The organism is Aurantibacter sp. (assembly GCF_039941195.1).
Lineage (GTDB): Bacteria > Bacteroidota > Bacteroidia > Flavobacteriales > Flavobacteriaceae > Aurantibacter_A.
This window is the reverse complement of sequence record NZ_JBDVFA010000091.1, coordinates 1-15,933: the sequence shown is the minus strand read 5'-3', so window position 1 is coordinate 15,933 and position 15,933 is coordinate 1. Positions and strand designations below refer to the sequence as shown.

Below are 15,933 nucleotides of genomic sequence, written 5' to 3'. Positions count from 1 at the left end.
TTCCTATTATTAAAGTTTTATTGAGTAATAAAGAAGATGTATCCGATCCAGATATTCCTATGTTATTATGGTGGGCATTAGAATCAAAATTTGTAAATAATCAAAATGAAGTTGTTGCTCTTTTTAAAGATAAATCGCTTTGGGAAAAACCTATTGTTCAACATTTTATTTTAGAACGAGTAATGCAGCGTTTAATTCTAGAAGGAAATGTAAAAGACCTTGAAGATGCTACTTTTCTATTTAAAAATATACCAAGTAAAAATCAGGCAAAATATTTGTGGAATGGTTTGCAAGAGGGAATGATTGGTAAGGATATGACAGATTTACCAAAAAATCTTATTGCAGTCATTCAACCTTACGTGGGTATGTTTGGTAATGCGCCTTTAAGTTTTGATATCAGTCAAAAGAAAGAGAACGCTATTACGGAGGCGATAGAAATTATTATTGATAAAAATGAAGACGTAGAAAATCGGCTTGCCTATATAAAACTTATTGGGGAATCTAAAATTGAAAAAGCAGTACCTGTTCTTTTAAGTATCATGAGAGATAAAAACTATCGTGTTCTTGTAAGAGAGGCCTGTTTAAAAGCGCTGGTTAATTTTGATACTCCTGAAATCAGTAGTCAAGTTTTAGATTGGTATTCAATTGATTTAAGAAGTAATGAGACTTTAAAAATGGCAGCACTAAATTTATTTGCAAGCCGACCTAAATGGACTAAAGATTTTTTACATCTTATTGAAGTGAAGAAAAAGATACCGGTTGAAGATGTGCCAGAAGAACTTGTTCGACAGATGCAATTGTTAAATGATACTGAAATTACTAAATCAGTATCAAATTTATGGCCAAATAATGGTCCGGCTTCTTCAGAGGATAAGAATGATCGTATGACTGATATTCTTATTGTTTTAAATGATGGAGAAGGCAACGCAACGGCTGGTAAATCTTTATATTCAAATAGATGTGGTCTTTGTCATAAGTTATTTGATGAAGGGGGTGATATCGGTCCGGATCTAACAGGTTACGATAGAAACAATAAAAAATATATGGTGTTTAATGTTGTAGACCCGAGTGCTGATATTAGAGAGGGGTTTGTAAACTATCAAGTAGTTTTAAATGACGGAAGAACCATCTCAGGTACTTTAGTTGAAAAAAGTATTAAAGCAATTACTTTAAAATCGATGAGTGGCGAACTTACCACAATAGCCACAAATCAAATTGATACAATGAGTCCTAATAAAATATCTTTAATGCCAGAACGTCTTTTAATGGGTATGAAAGATCATGAGATTCGTGATTTATTCGCATACATCGCTAAATAGTACTGCATTTATTAAAATAAATTAGAATTTCTTAAAATCATCCTACTTTGATTTTATGTATTTTGCAGGCCCAAAAAAACCCCATTGCAAGAAGCAGATTTTATTAAAGCATTAAGAGAGGGATCAAACCAGGCATATGGTCAGCTCATTGACGAATATCAACAAAAGGTTTTTGGTACTTGTATTTCTTTTGTTCCAAATGCTGAAGACGCTGAAGATATTGCTCAAGATGTTTTTATCGAAGTCTTTGATTCAATCAATAAATTTAAAGGTGATTCCAAACTTTCTACGTGGATTTATCGAATTGCTACTAACAAAAGTTTAGAGTTTATTCGTAAGAAAAATACAAAGAAACGCTTCGGATTTATGCAATCGATACTAGGAAATGAAACGCCCATTGATCGAAGTTCGTATTTTACAGAATTTAACCATCCAGGTGTGCAATTAGAGAATAAAGAGAAAAGTGAAATACTCTTTGCAGCTATTAATAGGCTTCCGGAAGCACAGCGAACAGTTTATACATTAAATAAAATAGATGACTTGAGTTATCAAGAGGTTGCTGATATTACTGAAAAAAGTATATCTTCAATAGAGTCTCTTTTGTTTAGGGCAAAAAAGAACCTACAAGAGCTATTACAAGATTATTATAAAAATACTGAAAGTTAACGCAAGTAATTAGTGATTTTAGCATCTAAATAATAGATACAAAGATTAGGAGTATGAAAGATAAAATTAATATTAACCAACTTGTTGATGAAACAATAAATAGTGTTTCAAAGATTGATAGCGTAAAAGCACCTCCATTTTTTAAGGATAAAGTGCTTAATCGTATGGTACAACAGAATGAACAACAGGAAAAAGGCGTTAGATATCTTAATTGGTTTACACCGAAATATCAAGCGGCAGCTCTTATTTGCTTCGTGCTTTTAAATACTGCTGTATTGTTATCTAATTCTAATACCACAGATAGTTATACGGAAGATGTTTCGGATTTTGCCGATGTTTATGGTATTACTTCAAGTACTTCTGATACTTACATTTATTAATTAGCGATTATGAAGAAAAACTTACTCTTATATATTTTATTAGGATTCTTAATTATAATGAATGGCTTTTTCTTGGTCAGGCATTTCGGAAATATAGGTAATAAAAGGCCAGATAATATTCGACCTTCAAATTTTATTGCGAAAGAATTGCAGTTTGATGAAAAACAAATGAAACAATTCAAGAAGTTAAATACTGAACATAGAAAGGAAATAAGAATATTATTAGATGATATTAGAAAATCAAAAGATGATATGTTTGGTTTACTAACTGCTCAAAATGTTAGTGACCAGTTAATTGACTCGATTACTACTATTGTAGCAAATAAAAATAAAAAGAAGGAAATAGCGACTTTTAAATTTTTCAGAGCTGTAAATGAAATATGTAATGAAGAACAAACAGAAAGATTTTCATTAATTTTAAAAGATGCTTTACATCAAAGAGGTCCTGATAATCAAGACGGACCTCCACCAGGTGGTCGTGGACCAGAAAGTGGACCTCCACCACCTCCAGGACCTTAAACTTTTAAGAATTACGCTTAAAGTAAATAGTAATTATTATCGCAATTACGCTAAAATAAAATGCTGAAAAGACCCTTTTTTTAAAGGGTCTTTTTTTTTGCATTTATTTAACATTGAGTTGCACAAGTTTTAAAATACAATCTCATCTAAACTATCAAACATAAAATAATAGACATGAAATTAAACACATTTAAAACAGCAATAATCGTTTTTGGAATGGCCATTTTTGGTTCTACTAGCGTATTCGCCCAAGGTGGTGATAGAAAAGAACCGCCAACTTTTGAAAAATTGGTTAAAGAAATGGATGCTAACGAAGATGGTAAACTTGCTAAAGATGAAGTTAAAGGGCCTTTGGCTGAAAATTTTGATACCATCGATGCGAATGAAGATGGATTTATTTCTGAAGATGAATTTGAGAAAGCTCCAAAGCCAAAAAGACCTTCTAAGAAATAATAGCTAATAGATAATCAAATAAATAATCAAATGAATTTAACTAGCAAGAAATTCCATACACCTTTTTGTATAATACTTTTTAGTGTGTCTTTGTCTATTTTTTCTTCATGCAGCGATGATGACGAAATCGCTACTCTTATTGATGAAGAAGAAGTTATAGAAGATGAAGATGAATCGGAAGATGAAGTCGTCATTGATGATGCTGACTTTGATGCTACCGATTGGACAACAGAAACACATAGTAATGATGTGGATCCAGATTTCGAGGAGGTTTTTGAAGATAATGCTGTAAAGCGAATCGATATTGTAATTACTGAAGACCGTTGGCAAAGTATGTTGGATGATATGACAAGTTTGTATGGAACTTTTGGTAGAGGAGGCGGAGGTACTTCATTTTCTGATGAAGACCCCATTTTTGTGCCGGCTGAAGTTTATTATGATGATAAAGAATGGTATCGAGTAGGGGTAAGGTTCAAAGGGAATTCAAGCTTGCAAAGTAGTTGGCAATCGGGTATCCTTAAATTATCTTTTAAACTAGATTTTGATGAATTTGAAGATGATTATCCGCAAATAAAAAACCAACGCTTTTACGGATTCAAAAAGTTAAGTCTTAAAAATAATTATAATGATAAATCGATGCTTCGCGAGAAGGTAGCTGCAGATGTATTTAAAAATGCAGGCTTAGCAGTTTCCCATACTGCATTTTATACGTTGTATGTTGATTATGGAGATGGACCACAATATTTTGGTGTGTATACAATGGTAGAAGAAGTAGATGATACTGTTTTAGAAGATCAATTTGGTGATGAAGATGGTAATCTATATAAACCCGATGGTGATGCCGCTAGTTTTGCTACAGGTACATATGATGAAGATGAATTTGTAAAGAAAAATAATGAAGATGAAGCCGATTTCACAGATGTAGAAGCCTTATTTGATATTTTAAATGATGGCTCTAGAACAACTGATGCAGCAACTTGGCGTACGAATTTAGAAGCAGTTTTCGATACCGATGTATTCTTAAATTACCTAGCAGTAAATACAGTGATACAAAATTGGGATACGTATGGCAGAATGACGCATAATTATTTCCTGTATAATAATCCTGATAATGACAAATTAACATGGATTCCATGGGATAATAACGAAGCATTGCAAAATGGAAATCAAGGTGGTTCTCTCGAGCTTGATTTTTCTGACTTAACTGCAGCCCAATGGCCATTAATTTCATATTTATATGAAGATCCTGTGTATAAAGAAATTTACGATGGTTATGTTCAAGATGTTGCAGAAGGGCCTTTTAATGTTAGTACTATGCAAGCATTATATAGTTCTTATTCAAGTTTGGTAGAGCCATATGCAATTATAGAAGAATCTGGATACACATTTTTAAATAATAGTTCGGACTTTCAAGCAGCTATAAGTGAACTTAATTCTCATGTTTCACAAAGAGCATCTGCAGTAAATAATTATTTAAATAATTGAGTTAAAAGTTAGAGTTGAGTTGAGTAGTGTGTTTAAAAGCTTCGTGAGTGATTGCGAAGCTTTTATAATTTAAACACTAAACCTAGAACAGCAAAAATGAAAGTTTTTAGAAAGTTAAGAAAGCAGTTATTGCTTTCAGGTAAAATAAAAAGTTACCTCCTATATGCGCTCGGTGAAATTTTATTGATTGTAATAGGGATTCTTATCGCATGGAAAATTAATAGCTTGAATGAAATTAGGAAAAATAGAATTGTTGAGTTAAAGATTTACAAGAGTTTAAGTCAAGAGTTAGATACTAATTTGATTGTTTTGGATAGTGCAATTGTGAGTTATTCTGATAGTATAGAAAAACTTGAAAATACACTCAATTATTTAGGCGAACAACCAAATGAGCTAACTGTTGAAGCTAAAGACCTTATTGTAAACTTAAATTATAATAAAGTTATCATGCGTAATGAGTCTATAAACTCAATTAATATTACGAACAAGTTTGAGTTTATTGATAGCGATTCATTAAAAGAATTGATAGCGGTTTACCCTAACGAGTTAGATAAATTTGATGAGCAAGAAGAAAAAATTTCCGATATAATCACAAATCGATTAAAACCAGTAATTGAAAAACATGTTTCTTTAATAGACCTCCTTCCAGAAGATAGTTTTAATTATAAAAGAATAAAACGATCCAGTAAAAAATCTAATTATTCAGATTTATTGGATAGTAAAGAATATCAGAATAGTGTAATAGATAGGTTGATACAGACCAAAATGATATTGGGTATTGCCGAAAATTTAAAGCATAAAACTCAGTCGATTGCTGTTAAATTAAACAAGGAATTAAAAGGTTCATAGTATTGATAATAAGGAAATTATGAATCTTTTTTGATCAAAAATGAATCAAAGCGCAAGTTTTTCTTAAAGAATGCATCTAAATAACAAACAAAAGAATTTAGAATGATTAATACATATAAACATTTAGCAATTATTCCAACAATGGCCATCATTATGTTGGCCGGAGTTGCTTCTTGTAGTACAGATAATACCGATGATGCAGTGATTGATGATTCCGTTACAGATACAGATGATGAAAGTTCAGATGATGATGAAATTGTAACGGAATTACATGCTGCGTTTGCCGAATTTAATACAGACGCTACTACAATTTATTTGGATGGATCAAATGTTGTGATTGAAACAACTGGATTACCAAATCACGAAACTGTTTATTGGGGAGAAGGCAACGAATTGTATATTGAGGAAGATGGAGTTGCAACCACACCTAGTATAATGTCTAGTAATAATAATGCAACAACAATTACGGTTGATGCTACTCCAGATTTAACGGGTAACACAGTGGCGACGCAGTTAAATACTATTGGAATAGCGGTAAGCGGAGCTTCTATTTTTAATGACCAAGAAGGTAATGGAGCTTTGGATCAAGCAGCAGCTAGTTTAGATTGGACAGGCGCACATATTGGACCTGGAGTATACCATTATCATTTAGAGCCAAAGGCGTTTACCAATGATGATGACAATCTTGTAGGTATACTTTTAGACGGTGTATTTTTGTACGGTAGACGAGATTATCCATCAGATGAATATCCTACTGACTTAGATGGATCAGGAGGTCATTTCGGGCCCACACCTCATAATCCTGATGGAGAATATCACTATCATATTATTAATGAAGTGTATTCAACAACGGGATCATATCTTGCTTTTGCTGGACCATATCAAGGATACTAAATGAAAAATATTTCGCAACTATTTTTTATCTTTTTTGCAGTTGTTTTAGTAACGAACTGCAAGAATACTTTACCAAGAAATACAGCTAGTGAAACTATTACTATCAATGCTTTGGAAGTGGATAAAAAAGAGCTTGAGCTTAACCCAATTGAAGCAAAATGGTATTATAAAGGTCATCCATTTAATGGATACTCCATAAAATATTATCCAAATGGTACTGTCGAAGAACGTCTTGGTTTTTATAAGGGCAAGCGAGAAGGTATTGCGAAAAGATGGTCAAAAAATGGCGTGCTTCGAGTGGAATCATTTTATAAAAATAACCGTTTAACCGGAACTTATAAAAGTTGGTGGGAGAATGGAAATTTAGGTTCGCAGACCGCTTATTTAAAAGGTGAAATAAATGGTGTCGAGAAAAAATGGTACCCTAATGGTGTGCTGGCTAAAGAACGTCAACTCGTAAATGGTAAAGAAGAAGGCATGCAAAAGGCATGGCTTCAAAACGGAGCTTTGTATGTGAATTACGAAGCTAAAAATGGTCGAATTTTTGGAATGAAAAGAGCCAATTCATGTTATCAATTAGAAGATGAAGTCGTTGTTAGAAGTAAATAAAATTAGGTTATTAACAATTTTGTTTTTTGCACTATTAGCATCTTGTAAAGAAGCAGAAGTTAAAAAACCAAAACAAGTTGTAGAAACGAGTAGGGTAGTATATTTACCTTATTATTCTGATGAAAGTTTTACACCGCAATGGATTACACCTAATAGTGAAGAGGAAAACGTTTTTCATAAAATTCCTGATTTTCAGCTTGTAAATCAATTGGGTGATACCATTACCCAAAAAACTTTTGATGATAAAATATATATTACCGATTTCTTTTTTACAACTTGCCCGGGCATTTGTTTAAAAATGACAGGTAGTATGCAAAAGGTACAAGAAGAGTTTAAAGAAGATTCGGACATCCTATTACTGTCACACTCTGTAACGCCGTCAATAGATTCGGTATCCGTGTTAAAATCATATGCGGAAGAAAATAATATTATAGATAATAAATGGCACTTAGTTACGGGGGATAAAACTGAAATATATAACCTGGGTAGAAATCAATATTTCGTCGAAAACGATTTAGGAGTTCCGAAAGATATTAATGACTTTTTACATACCGAAAACTTTCTTCTTATCGATAAGAAGAAACATATTCGTGGTATTTATAATGGTTTAAATAGAGCTTCTATTGCCCAATTAATTACCGATGTGAAAGCGCTAAAACTAGAAATTTAAAATTTAGTTCCCTTCAATTATTAATTGTCAATAATTTTTGGCTTGACTTTTTGATAGTTGATTTATTAGAAAACTTCGTAAGCGATTACGAAGTTTTTTTTGAAATAAATCGAAATCGAGCGCAAGTTTATTGAGACTATGTCATCTAAATATTAAAAAAATAGAATATGAAAAAATATGCTTTTTTGCCCTTATGTTTTGCTGTAATTTCAATCCTAAGTTATGGCTGTAGTTCCGATTCGGATAGTGATATAATTATAGATGAAAATGAAGATCAAGATGATTTAGATGACGCACCTGATAGCGAGACTTATTTTTTGATTGCGGATCAACAAAATAATGAAGCTCATCTTATTAATTATGATGGTGATGAACTTTTTAACTGGGAATTTGGTCAATCCCTTGGTAATGATATTAATTTACTATCTGATGGAAGTTTGGTGGTTTGTCTCAAAGCTACCAATGCGTCCATAACCTACGGAGGATACGGAGGTATATTTCGTAAAATTAATGCCGATCAATCTATTGATTGGGAAGTTTCGTATTCAACGGATGATTATACAGCACATCACGATGTTGAATACCTTTCTAACGGTAACATAATCTTTCCTGTATGGAGTGAATTATCACAAGCCGAAGCAAGTGAAGAAGGGTTTGCAGCTAATTACAATTTAAACCCAGAATCCATAATTGAAATGAATCCTATTACCGAAGAAATTGTTTGGGAGTGGCATGCAATGGATCATATTATTCAGGACTATGATAATACAAAAGCTAATTTCGGTGTAGTTAGTGAAAATCCAAATAAGATAGACGTAAATTATAATTATCAAACTAGAAATGATGGTGATATAATGCACATTAATGGTCTTACTTTGGACGAAGAAAAAGACTTGCTTTATTTGACGGTAAATAATTATAGCGAGATATGGGTTATAGACCATAGTACAACAACCAATGAATCGAGCACCAATACAGGAGGTAATTACGGTTTAGGTGGCGATCTTGTTTATCGTTTTGGCAACCCAGAAACTTACGACAATATTGGGGAGTCTACATTAAGTAATGTACATTATCCAAATTTGTTAGATACAGGTAATATGTTAGCATATGCAAATGATGTATTTAATAATCAATCTCAAGTGGTAGAATATGAATTGAATCCTCCATATCAATTAATTGCAGGTCAAGATAATGAACCCACCGTTGTATGGTCTTTTACCAATAGTGATCTTTATTCTTCTGGACTCTCGAGTGCAGTGCGGATGGATAACGGTAATACGTTGATTGCCGAAGGTCGAGATGGTACTTTATGGGAAGTTAATAGCCAGGGAGAAATAGAATGGCTTTACAAAACAAATTATGCAACGATATGGAGAGCTTATGTGTTTTATTCTGAGGATCCAGCAGTTGTAGCACTTGGTTTATAAGTTACCATTTTCCAAGTTTATTCGATTAAGAACTTCGTAAGCGATTACGAAGTTTTTTTTGAAATAAATCGAAATCGAGCGCAAGTTATTTTTAAGAATATCATCTAAAGATAAAATCAAAAGCAATAGCTCTTAAAGTAGCTTAAAAAACGGAAACTAGTTTTCAATAAATTAATATTCTAAAATTATGAATTCACCAATTTTCAAATTTCCTTTTCAAATATCAGCAATGCTTTTTATTATATTTCTAAGTTTTACGTCTTGTTCCGACGATGATACTAATACGGAGGGAGATGAGGAAATAGCTGATGATGACACTGGTGACGACACTTCAACAGTGAGTGTGGATGCAAGTTATTTTACAGCAGATAACGTCACAATTACTACTGTGCCTTGTACCTTGTCAGATGGCACCGAAACAGATTGCTATCAAATAGTTACTTCTAGTGCACCAGCTGATCATGATATGGGACCGTGGTGTCCTGATAATATTTCTGATAGTGCTGAAGCGGGAGGAATCTGGCTGGAAAATGGTGAGGTTTATGATGTAGATGGAGCATTCGTTGAAAATTTAGCCACTTTTTATAATGATAATAACTGGCAAATGTACGATGCTAATGGAGATATCTATATTACCGATACGCAGGAAGATTGCGAAAATGCAGCTAACCCAAACGTAGGTTCAGAATATGAAAATTTTTGTGTTGAATGTCTGCCTTCGTATATAACTGATCTTAGCCAAACTTGGCTTATTCCGATATCGCCGGTACTTCAAGACAATGCTGTACTGTTTTCCACAGGACCTGGTGGGGCTGGAAATACAGCGCCTTCAACACGTGGTGTGGCACTCAATGGGATAGAGTTCTCAGCACCTGCACCAGTTGATAATATTCTAGGTGCTTACACACTTGCTCCTTTTGATGATGCTGGTGGGCATATAAATGTAAATCAAGGATATCATTACCATGCTGCAACAATGGGTGTTGCCGAACGACATGTGATTGTACAAGAAGATGGACATTCTTCTTTAATAGGTTATGCATTAGATGGATACGGAATTTATGAATTAGAAGATGCGGATGGTAATGTTCCTACAGACTTAGATGAATTGCGAGGGCATACAGATGATATTCGTGGCTACCATTATCATGTTGATGAGGCAGGTAATAATAATTTTATAAATGGTTTAAAAGGCGCTTACGCCATTTAAAATATAGGACTATGTTAAAAAAAATTCTTTTTATCGGATTGTTATTGATTGCCACTGGGGCAAATGCTCATAGCGCAGACACTTCTACAACCATGTTAGTTGAAAAAGAAAATGGTACTTGGGTTTTGCAGGTTAGTGCTTCATTGACCGCTTTTCAATATGAAATAAGAAAACATTTTGCAGAAACTCCGTATAAAACCCCCGAGGAGTTTCAACAAATGGTTTTAGAGCATCTTAAAAACAATCTTGAATTTAGTTTTAATAAAACTGATATTTCTTTTGGTAAAGGGATGGTAAAATTGGGACATGAAACCAGAGTAGTTTTTGAAGTGTTTGGAATTCCATCAGAATTTGAAAATGTAATAATAAAGAATACGGTCTTTGAGGACATTCAAAAAAATGAGAGTGCTTTAATTCTTTTAAAAGAAGGTTTTAATAGAGAACATTTTGTTTTAAACGATGCTAACAATCACACATTATCGTTGGATGTTGATGATCATAAGTTTGTAGAAATCACAGAAGCAAAAGCAAGTTTTTTCTCATACGAAATGCTCTTAATAGTGTTCGCAATATTTGGATTTTTATTTTTAATTAAGAATGTATTTAAAGAAAAAGATAATACACTAGATTCCATTAAAAATAACAAATAAAAAAATGAAACGAATAGTATTTTGCACAATCCTAGGTTTAGTTCAGGTGTTTTTTCTTGCTTGTAATGAGAAAAAGGAAAAACACTCGCATGATGATGAATCACATACGCATAGTAGTGATACTCATAGCCATGATGCAAAGACAAGTGCTGGTTTTTTTGGAGCGTATGATTTAGAAGATGAAAATTTTGGAACTAAAACTAAAGTCAGTTTAACGGCTAACAAACGTTTGATAATTACAAATGCATTACCAAATCATACTACGGGAGAATTTCCGAATGTTGGAAATCCGAATACGATTTCGGCACAAGATAAAACGTATGAGATTCCTTTAAACCCTAAATTCACAGGTAAAGCTGAATGGGTGAGAACACCTGGAATTGCCCTAAATGGGATAAAGTTTGAACCACAAACTGCTGAAGTTGTGGTTTGCGAATCTGGTGAGAATTATAGAGTTGAAGCCATACAAGAATTAATAAGTATGGGATTAGATTCTAACTATGCCCATGTACAACCAACTGGGGAATATCACTATCATGGTACGCCAACAGGAGTAATTGAAAACTTTGACAATGGTGAAGATTTAGTGCATATAGGTTTTGCTTTTGATGGTTACCCCATGTATTATTCTAAAAGTAACGCCTATAAACCAAGTTTTAAGTTGGTTGATGGTAATCGTGATGGTGAAGATTGTACCTATGCAAATCCTATGGGGTCGATTGATGTTGCTGTAGGCGGACACCATGATGGTAGTTTTGGTTCGGATTTTGAGTATGTTGAAGGCTTAGGTGATTTAGATGAATGCAATGGCATTACCATTGATGGAAAATATATGTACTTGGTTACAAATGAATTTCCTTATGTGGGTAGATGTTTAATGGGAGAATTTGCTGCTGAGCAACACGGCGGACCTCCTCCACATGGTAAAGATAAACTAAGACTTGAAGGAAGACCAAATGATAAACCCCAAGGAAATCCACAAGGTAGACCGGAAAGAGGTCCTCATGGAAATGAGGATGGTAGACCTCAGGGAGGACCTCCTGAAGATCGCCCAAATGCAGGTGAACTTATGGAAGAAATGGATTCGAATAAAGATGGTAAACTTTCAAATGAAGAGGCTAAGGGACGTTTGAAAGAAAGTTTTTCATCAATAGATAAAAATAGCGATGGTTTTATTTCTAAAGAAGAATTAATGACCCACTAAAAAGAATCTAAAAAGAGAAGGTAAAAGGTTATTTAAAAAGTATTTTTACAATCAATCCTAAAGAAAAATTAATTGAGACACATATTTACGGCATTAGCAATTGTTATTGGAATACTAAATTTGAATGCTAAAGAATTAAAAATAGGTTTTGAATCGGATACAATAATTATAGTTGATGAAAACGTAAGCTATAAGTTTAACCATGACCTGCAATCTGTATACTTAAATATTAGTACAGCAGACACCAATACGATTATGTCTATGTTACATATGGGCGTATCCGTTTTTTTTGATGTAAAAGGAAAAAAGAAACAAAATGTGTATGTGAAATATCCTTTAGAACCCTCGCGCCCAAATAGTAAAAGGGGAGGTGAAGAAGTATTGGGAGAAGAAATAGCGGATAAAAGAAGCATTCAAATTAAAAATATAATTGAAAATGAGCTTCCACAAGAAGCTATATATAGCTATTTTGAGGTGGATGAAGAATTTCATATTCTATTGAATACGGTAGGGATATCTTTAGGATATACCTATGATGAAGCGACCGGATTATTAGATTATAGTTTGACTATTCCTAAAAATAAAATTAGCGATAACCCTAAAGCTGATTTTAATAAATTAATGATTGGTATTAAAACGAATGGGCCTGAAGAAAAATCTCAAGCTGAACGTCCAAATATTAGTATGGGAGGTAGAGGTGGCGGTCAAAGAGGCGGCGGCGGTCGACAAGGTGGTGGCCAAAGAGGTGGTGGTCGCCAAGGAGGCAGTGGCCAAAGAGGTGGTGGACAAGGAGGTTCTCCAAATGACGCCCAAAATGATAAACCCAAAATTGAAACACTTGATTTTTGGTTCGATGCACCAATGTAATAGGTGCTAAATTAGATTTAGCTGTTTAATTTAACAGCTATTCTTTAAATTAATGCAATTGTATTTCAATACTTTTAAATTCGTCTTTAGAAGTTTCGCATACAGAGCAGCAATAATTATCAGGTAAATTTTCAAAAGCTGTTCCCGCATCAATATTTGCGGTAATGTCTCCAAATGTTGCATCGTAAATGGTTAGGCAAGATGGACATTGATGTACAAAATGTAATTCATTTTCATCAGTATTTTTAACTTTCTCTTCTTTTGTTTTTATTGTCCCTAATTGTTCAAAATATTTTTTACTAAGCTCCATAAGAAGGCCAGGTAGCTCTATTTTGTCTACATCGTGAGCATGTGCGAGATATTTTTGAGTATTTGGATCAAAGTTTTCAAAATGCAAGACGTTATAAGTCGGTCTTACTTCAAAATCCATTACTAGGGTAGGGGCACTATTTTTTTCAATTACAATTGATGAAAAATGTGAACGTTTTCCGACATCATTACTAATGCCAAAAGTTAATCCATAGGTGCTAATATCATTTTGGTCAAAACTTCGTACTAAGAATTTTTTAAGTTCTAAAGCTTCGCTATCATCAACAGGTACATGCCAATTCATTTCTAATTGTGAATGCCTTACATTGATTCCTCTTTGACCTAAAAATCGCTCTAACTCTGGCCTACTTTTTTGTTTGATACCTTTTACAATGAATGATTTCCAAGGTGTAATGCATATTTTTCCAATACTATTATCTAGACAAAAACCGCAAAAATCTTTTAAGAATGAAAGGTCGTAATTGTTATTACGCCAATATAACCCCAACCAGTATTGGTCAATACCCATTCGGTTCATCCCTTCATAATATGGAAATGTTAGAAAGGGTACTTCTAAATCTTTTTCAATAGTCTTATTATTGGTATCAATCTTTTTGTTTAACACAAAAAATAATTCCTCTACGTCGGTAATATCTTCATGTATTTCTTCAATAGTTTTCGAAATAATATTTATATCCCAACTATAAATAAGAACAGGATAATATTGTGCTGTTTTCCAATGTGGTAATTTTATATTTAAGTACCAATAATCTTCACTTTCCGACGCAATAAAATTTAAATTTCCGCTAAATAATGGTACTAATCTTTGCTTTGGGTCTGTAACATTTATTTTAAGTTTTGGTAAGTAATCAAAACCTTCTAAAATGTATAAATAGGTTGAACCTTTAAGCCAATACGTCATTTCAAAAACATCAGCAGATACATAGGAGCTTATAATATTTTGATAGCTTCTATTGGTAACAATATCGGTATTAAATTTCGACAATTGTTCTAATTGTAATTCTTCTTTTACATCTTTTAAGGGAAATAATAAATCTTGTCGTGATCCAAAAAATACTTCATTTAAGCCAGCGGATTCAAGCATTAGAATAATGTCTTTTAATTCACCAGGAGAAGTAACTCCTCCTTTTAGTAAGATGCGATATAAGTCGTCGTTCATATTATCTTCTTTAGCTTAGTTTTAAGCGTTTACCAATTGATTGTCTAAGAGGGCTTTAATTTCTGGTTTACAACTGCCACAACCTAACCCTGCACCAGTTTGCGTGCATAATTTTTTAAATTCAGTACATCCGCCAGCAATGGCATCCGTAATATTTCCTTCACCAACTTGGCTACACGAACAAATTAATTCTCCTTTTAAAGGTTCTGTGTTTGATGCTCCACGAAGTAACTCATTACGTTTTTCCGATAATTCTATTTCCTCTTCAATAAGTCTTTTAAATTCAGCGAACTCATTTTTGTCACCCATTAAAATGGCTCCTTTTAATGTGTCATCTTTAACGATACATTTTTTATAAAAGCGTTGACTAACATCCATTAAAATTATTTCTTCATAACTACTGTCGTCTGAAGGAACATTTACCATTCCAATACTACACAAATCCAGATTTTCAAATTTTAAAATGTTCATTAGAACTGAACCATTGTACATACTACTGAAATCTCCTAAAATATAATTAGCTGCAATATCAGCTTGCTGTTCGGCAGCTGAAGTTATGCCAAAAAGAGCGTTATTAAATTCTGCTATTTCACCCAAACCAAAAATAGAAGGATCGCTAGATTGTAAATAAGAATTTACAATAAGTCCACGTCGTGTTTTTAAATTTGCTCGTTTTGCTAATTCTATATTAGGTCGTGTACCAATTGCGTACACAATGGCATTACATTGTAATGTTCTACCAGTTTTTAAATTAACTAATAGCGTATGTGCGTTCTCTTTTTCTTCAAAAACAGTACTTACCTCATTGTCAAAGTAAAGGTCAATATTTCTTTCGGATACATCTTCTGCTAGTAATCTACTGGCTACATCGTCTAATTGACGTTCCATTAATCTGTGTGCACGTTGTACAATGCTAATATTGATGCCAATATGTTTTAAGGCAGCTGCAAGTTCTAACCCTAGAAGTCCTCCACCCACAATCACTACGTGTTGCTTTTCTACCGGTAATTCAGTTTTTTTTAAGTAATGGCGTAGTTTATCTGCATCGCCTCGTTCACGCATTGTAAACCTACCAGGCTGATTGATTTGTACTTCGCTTGGTACAAATGCTCTACTACCTGTTGCCATGATTAACAAGTCGTAGTTATGTTCTTCACCATTAGAATCAGTAACTGTTTTCTTAGTCGCATCAATATCTTCAATTCCTAAACCACAATGTAAATGGACACCTAATTTTTT

At 33.3% G+C, this 15,933-nt stretch carries 16 protein-coding genes and 1 pseudogene; 15 read left to right on the top strand and 2 right to left on the bottom strand.

Annotation, left to right across the window (positions count from 1 at the left end; genetic code table 11):
* The 15 genes and pseudogenes from ABJF52_RS15350 to ABJF52_RS15280 all read left to right on the top strand — a co-directional run.
* Nucleotides 1-1,319, top strand: a pseudogene (locus tag ABJF52_RS15350) (hypothetical protein); the annotation flags it as partial.
* Nucleotides 1,320-1,403: 84 nt separating this feature from the next.
* Nucleotides 1,404-1,985 (top strand): sigma-70 family RNA polymerase sigma factor, encoded by a 582-nt coding sequence (locus tag ABJF52_RS15345; protein WP_348152160.1) that lies wholly within the window; start codon nt 1,404-1,406, stop codon nt 1,983-1,985.
* Between the two features lie 53 nt (nt 1,986-2,038).
* Entirely contained in the window at nt 2,039-2,365 is a 327-nt protein-coding gene (locus tag ABJF52_RS15340) for a hypothetical protein (RefSeq protein WP_348152157.1), read from the top strand.
* 9 nt (nt 2,366-2,374) lie between these two features.
* A complete protein-coding gene (locus ABJF52_RS15335; RefSeq protein WP_348152154.1) occupies nt 2,375-2,884 on the top strand; it encodes a hypothetical protein in 510 nt (169 codons plus the stop codon).
* Nucleotides 2,885-3,058: 174 nt separating this feature from the next.
* A complete protein-coding gene (locus ABJF52_RS15330) occupies nt 3,059-3,337 on the top strand; it encodes an EF-hand domain-containing protein (protein ID WP_348152151.1) in 279 nt (92 codons plus the stop codon).
* A 30-nt stretch (nt 3,338-3,367) separates the two neighbouring features.
* Nucleotides 3,368-4,822 carry a CotH kinase family protein gene (locus ABJF52_RS15325; RefSeq protein WP_348152149.1) on the top strand — a complete coding sequence of 485 codons (1,455 nt, stop codon included), beginning with the start codon at nt 3,368-3,370 and terminating at the stop codon, nt 4,820-4,822.
* A 96-nt stretch (nt 4,823-4,918) separates the two neighbouring features.
* Nucleotides 4,919-5,671: a hypothetical protein gene (locus ABJF52_RS15320; RefSeq protein ID WP_348152147.1), complete on the top strand. Its 753-nt coding sequence runs from the start codon at nt 4,919-4,921 to the stop codon at nt 5,669-5,671.
* 102 nt (nt 5,672-5,773) lie between these two features.
* The gene (locus ABJF52_RS15315) at nt 5,774-6,565 is read left to right on the top strand and encodes a YHYH protein (protein ID WP_348152144.1); all 792 of its coding nucleotides are present in this window, start codon (nt 5,774-5,776) and stop codon (nt 6,563-6,565) included.
* On the top strand, nt 6,566-7,174 hold the full coding sequence (locus ABJF52_RS15310; RefSeq protein WP_348152141.1) for a hypothetical protein: 609 nt from the start codon (nt 6,566-6,568) through the stop codon (nt 7,172-7,174). It abuts the gene before it with no gap.
* On the top strand, nt 7,149-7,844 hold the full coding sequence (locus ABJF52_RS15305) for an SCO family protein (RefSeq protein WP_348152139.1): 696 nt from the start codon (nt 7,149-7,151) through the stop codon (nt 7,842-7,844). The genes ABJF52_RS15310 and ABJF52_RS15305 overlap by 26 nt, the downstream gene beginning before the upstream one ends.
* Nucleotides 7,845-8,011: 167 nt before the next feature.
* The gene (locus ABJF52_RS15300; protein WP_348152137.1) at nt 8,012-9,274 is read left to right on the top strand and encodes an aryl-sulfate sulfotransferase; all 1,263 of its coding nucleotides are present in this window, start codon (nt 8,012-8,014) and stop codon (nt 9,272-9,274) included.
* Nucleotides 9,275-9,461: 187 nt separating this feature from the next.
* Entirely contained in the window at nt 9,462-10,484 is a 1,023-nt protein-coding gene (locus ABJF52_RS15295) for a YHYH protein (protein ID WP_348152135.1), read from the top strand.
* Between the two features lie 11 nt (nt 10,485-10,495).
* Nucleotides 10,496-11,134 (top strand): hypothetical protein, encoded by a 639-nt coding sequence (locus ABJF52_RS15290; RefSeq protein ID WP_348152132.1) that lies wholly within the window; start codon nt 10,496-10,498, stop codon nt 11,132-11,134.
* Between the two features lie 4 nt (nt 11,135-11,138).
* On the top strand, nt 11,139-12,338 hold the full coding sequence (locus ABJF52_RS15285) for a YHYH protein (protein ID WP_348152129.1): 1,200 nt from the start codon (nt 11,139-11,141) through the stop codon (nt 12,336-12,338).
* A gap of 72 nt (nt 12,339-12,410) precedes the next feature.
* Nucleotides 12,411-13,205: a hypothetical protein gene (locus ABJF52_RS15280; protein ID WP_348152126.1), complete on the top strand. Its 795-nt coding sequence runs from the start codon at nt 12,411-12,413 to the stop codon at nt 13,203-13,205.
* Nucleotides 13,206-13,254: 49 nt separating this feature from the next.
* Here ABJF52_RS15280 and ABJF52_RS15275 read toward each other — a convergent pair whose 3' ends face one another.
* Both ABJF52_RS15275 and ABJF52_RS15270 read right to left on the bottom strand, forming a co-directional pair.
* The gene (locus ABJF52_RS15275; protein WP_348152123.1) at nt 13,255-14,694 is read right to left on the bottom strand and encodes a rubredoxin; all 1,440 of its coding nucleotides are present in this window, start codon (nt 14,692-14,694) and stop codon (nt 13,255-13,257) included.
* Nucleotides 14,695-14,715: 21 nt separating this feature from the next.
* On the bottom strand, nt 14,716-15,933 hold a 1,218-nt coding region (locus ABJF52_RS15270), incomplete at its 5' end, for an FAD-dependent oxidoreductase (RefSeq protein ID WP_348152120.1).

Excerpts from the sequence above, each read along its gene's own strand:
- ABJF52_RS15340 (WP_348152157.1), top strand. The coding sequence starts at position 2,039 with ATGAAAGATAAAATTAATATTAACCAACTTGTTGATGAAACAATAAAT.
- ABJF52_RS15335 (WP_348152154.1), top strand. The coding sequence starts at position 2,375 with ATGAAGAAAAACTTACTCTTATATATTTTATTAGGATTCTTAATTATA.
- ABJF52_RS15330 (WP_348152151.1), top strand. The coding sequence starts at position 3,059 with ATGAAATTAAACACATTTAAAACAGCAATAATCGTTTTTGGAATGGCC.
- ABJF52_RS15325 (WP_348152149.1), top strand. The coding sequence starts at position 3,368 with ATGAATTTAACTAGCAAGAAATTCCATACACCTTTTTGTATAATACTT.
- ABJF52_RS15320 (WP_348152147.1), top strand. The coding sequence starts at position 4,919 with ATGAAAGTTTTTAGAAAGTTAAGAAAGCAGTTATTGCTTTCAGGTAAA.
- ABJF52_RS15315 (WP_348152144.1), top strand. The coding sequence starts at position 5,774 with ATGATTAATACATATAAACATTTAGCAATTATTCCAACAATGGCCATC.
- ABJF52_RS15310 (WP_348152141.1), top strand. The coding sequence starts at position 6,566 with ATGAAAAATATTTCGCAACTATTTTTTATCTTTTTTGCAGTTGTTTTA.
- ABJF52_RS15305 (WP_348152139.1), top strand. The coding sequence starts at position 7,149 with ATGAAGTCGTTGTTAGAAGTAAATAAAATTAGGTTATTAACAATTTTG.
- ABJF52_RS15300 (WP_348152137.1), top strand. The coding sequence starts at position 8,012 with ATGAAAAAATATGCTTTTTTGCCCTTATGTTTTGCTGTAATTTCAATC.
- ABJF52_RS15295 (WP_348152135.1), top strand. The coding sequence starts at position 9,462 with ATGAATTCACCAATTTTCAAATTTCCTTTTCAAATATCAGCAATGCTT.
- ABJF52_RS15290 (WP_348152132.1), top strand. The coding sequence starts at position 10,496 with ATGTTAAAAAAAATTCTTTTTATCGGATTGTTATTGATTGCCACTGGG.
- ABJF52_RS15285 (WP_348152129.1), top strand. The coding sequence starts at position 11,139 with ATGAAACGAATAGTATTTTGCACAATCCTAGGTTTAGTTCAGGTGTTT.
- ABJF52_RS15275 (WP_348152123.1), bottom strand. The coding sequence starts at position 14,694 with ATGAACGACGACTTATATCGCATCTTACTAAAAGGAGGAGTTACTTCT.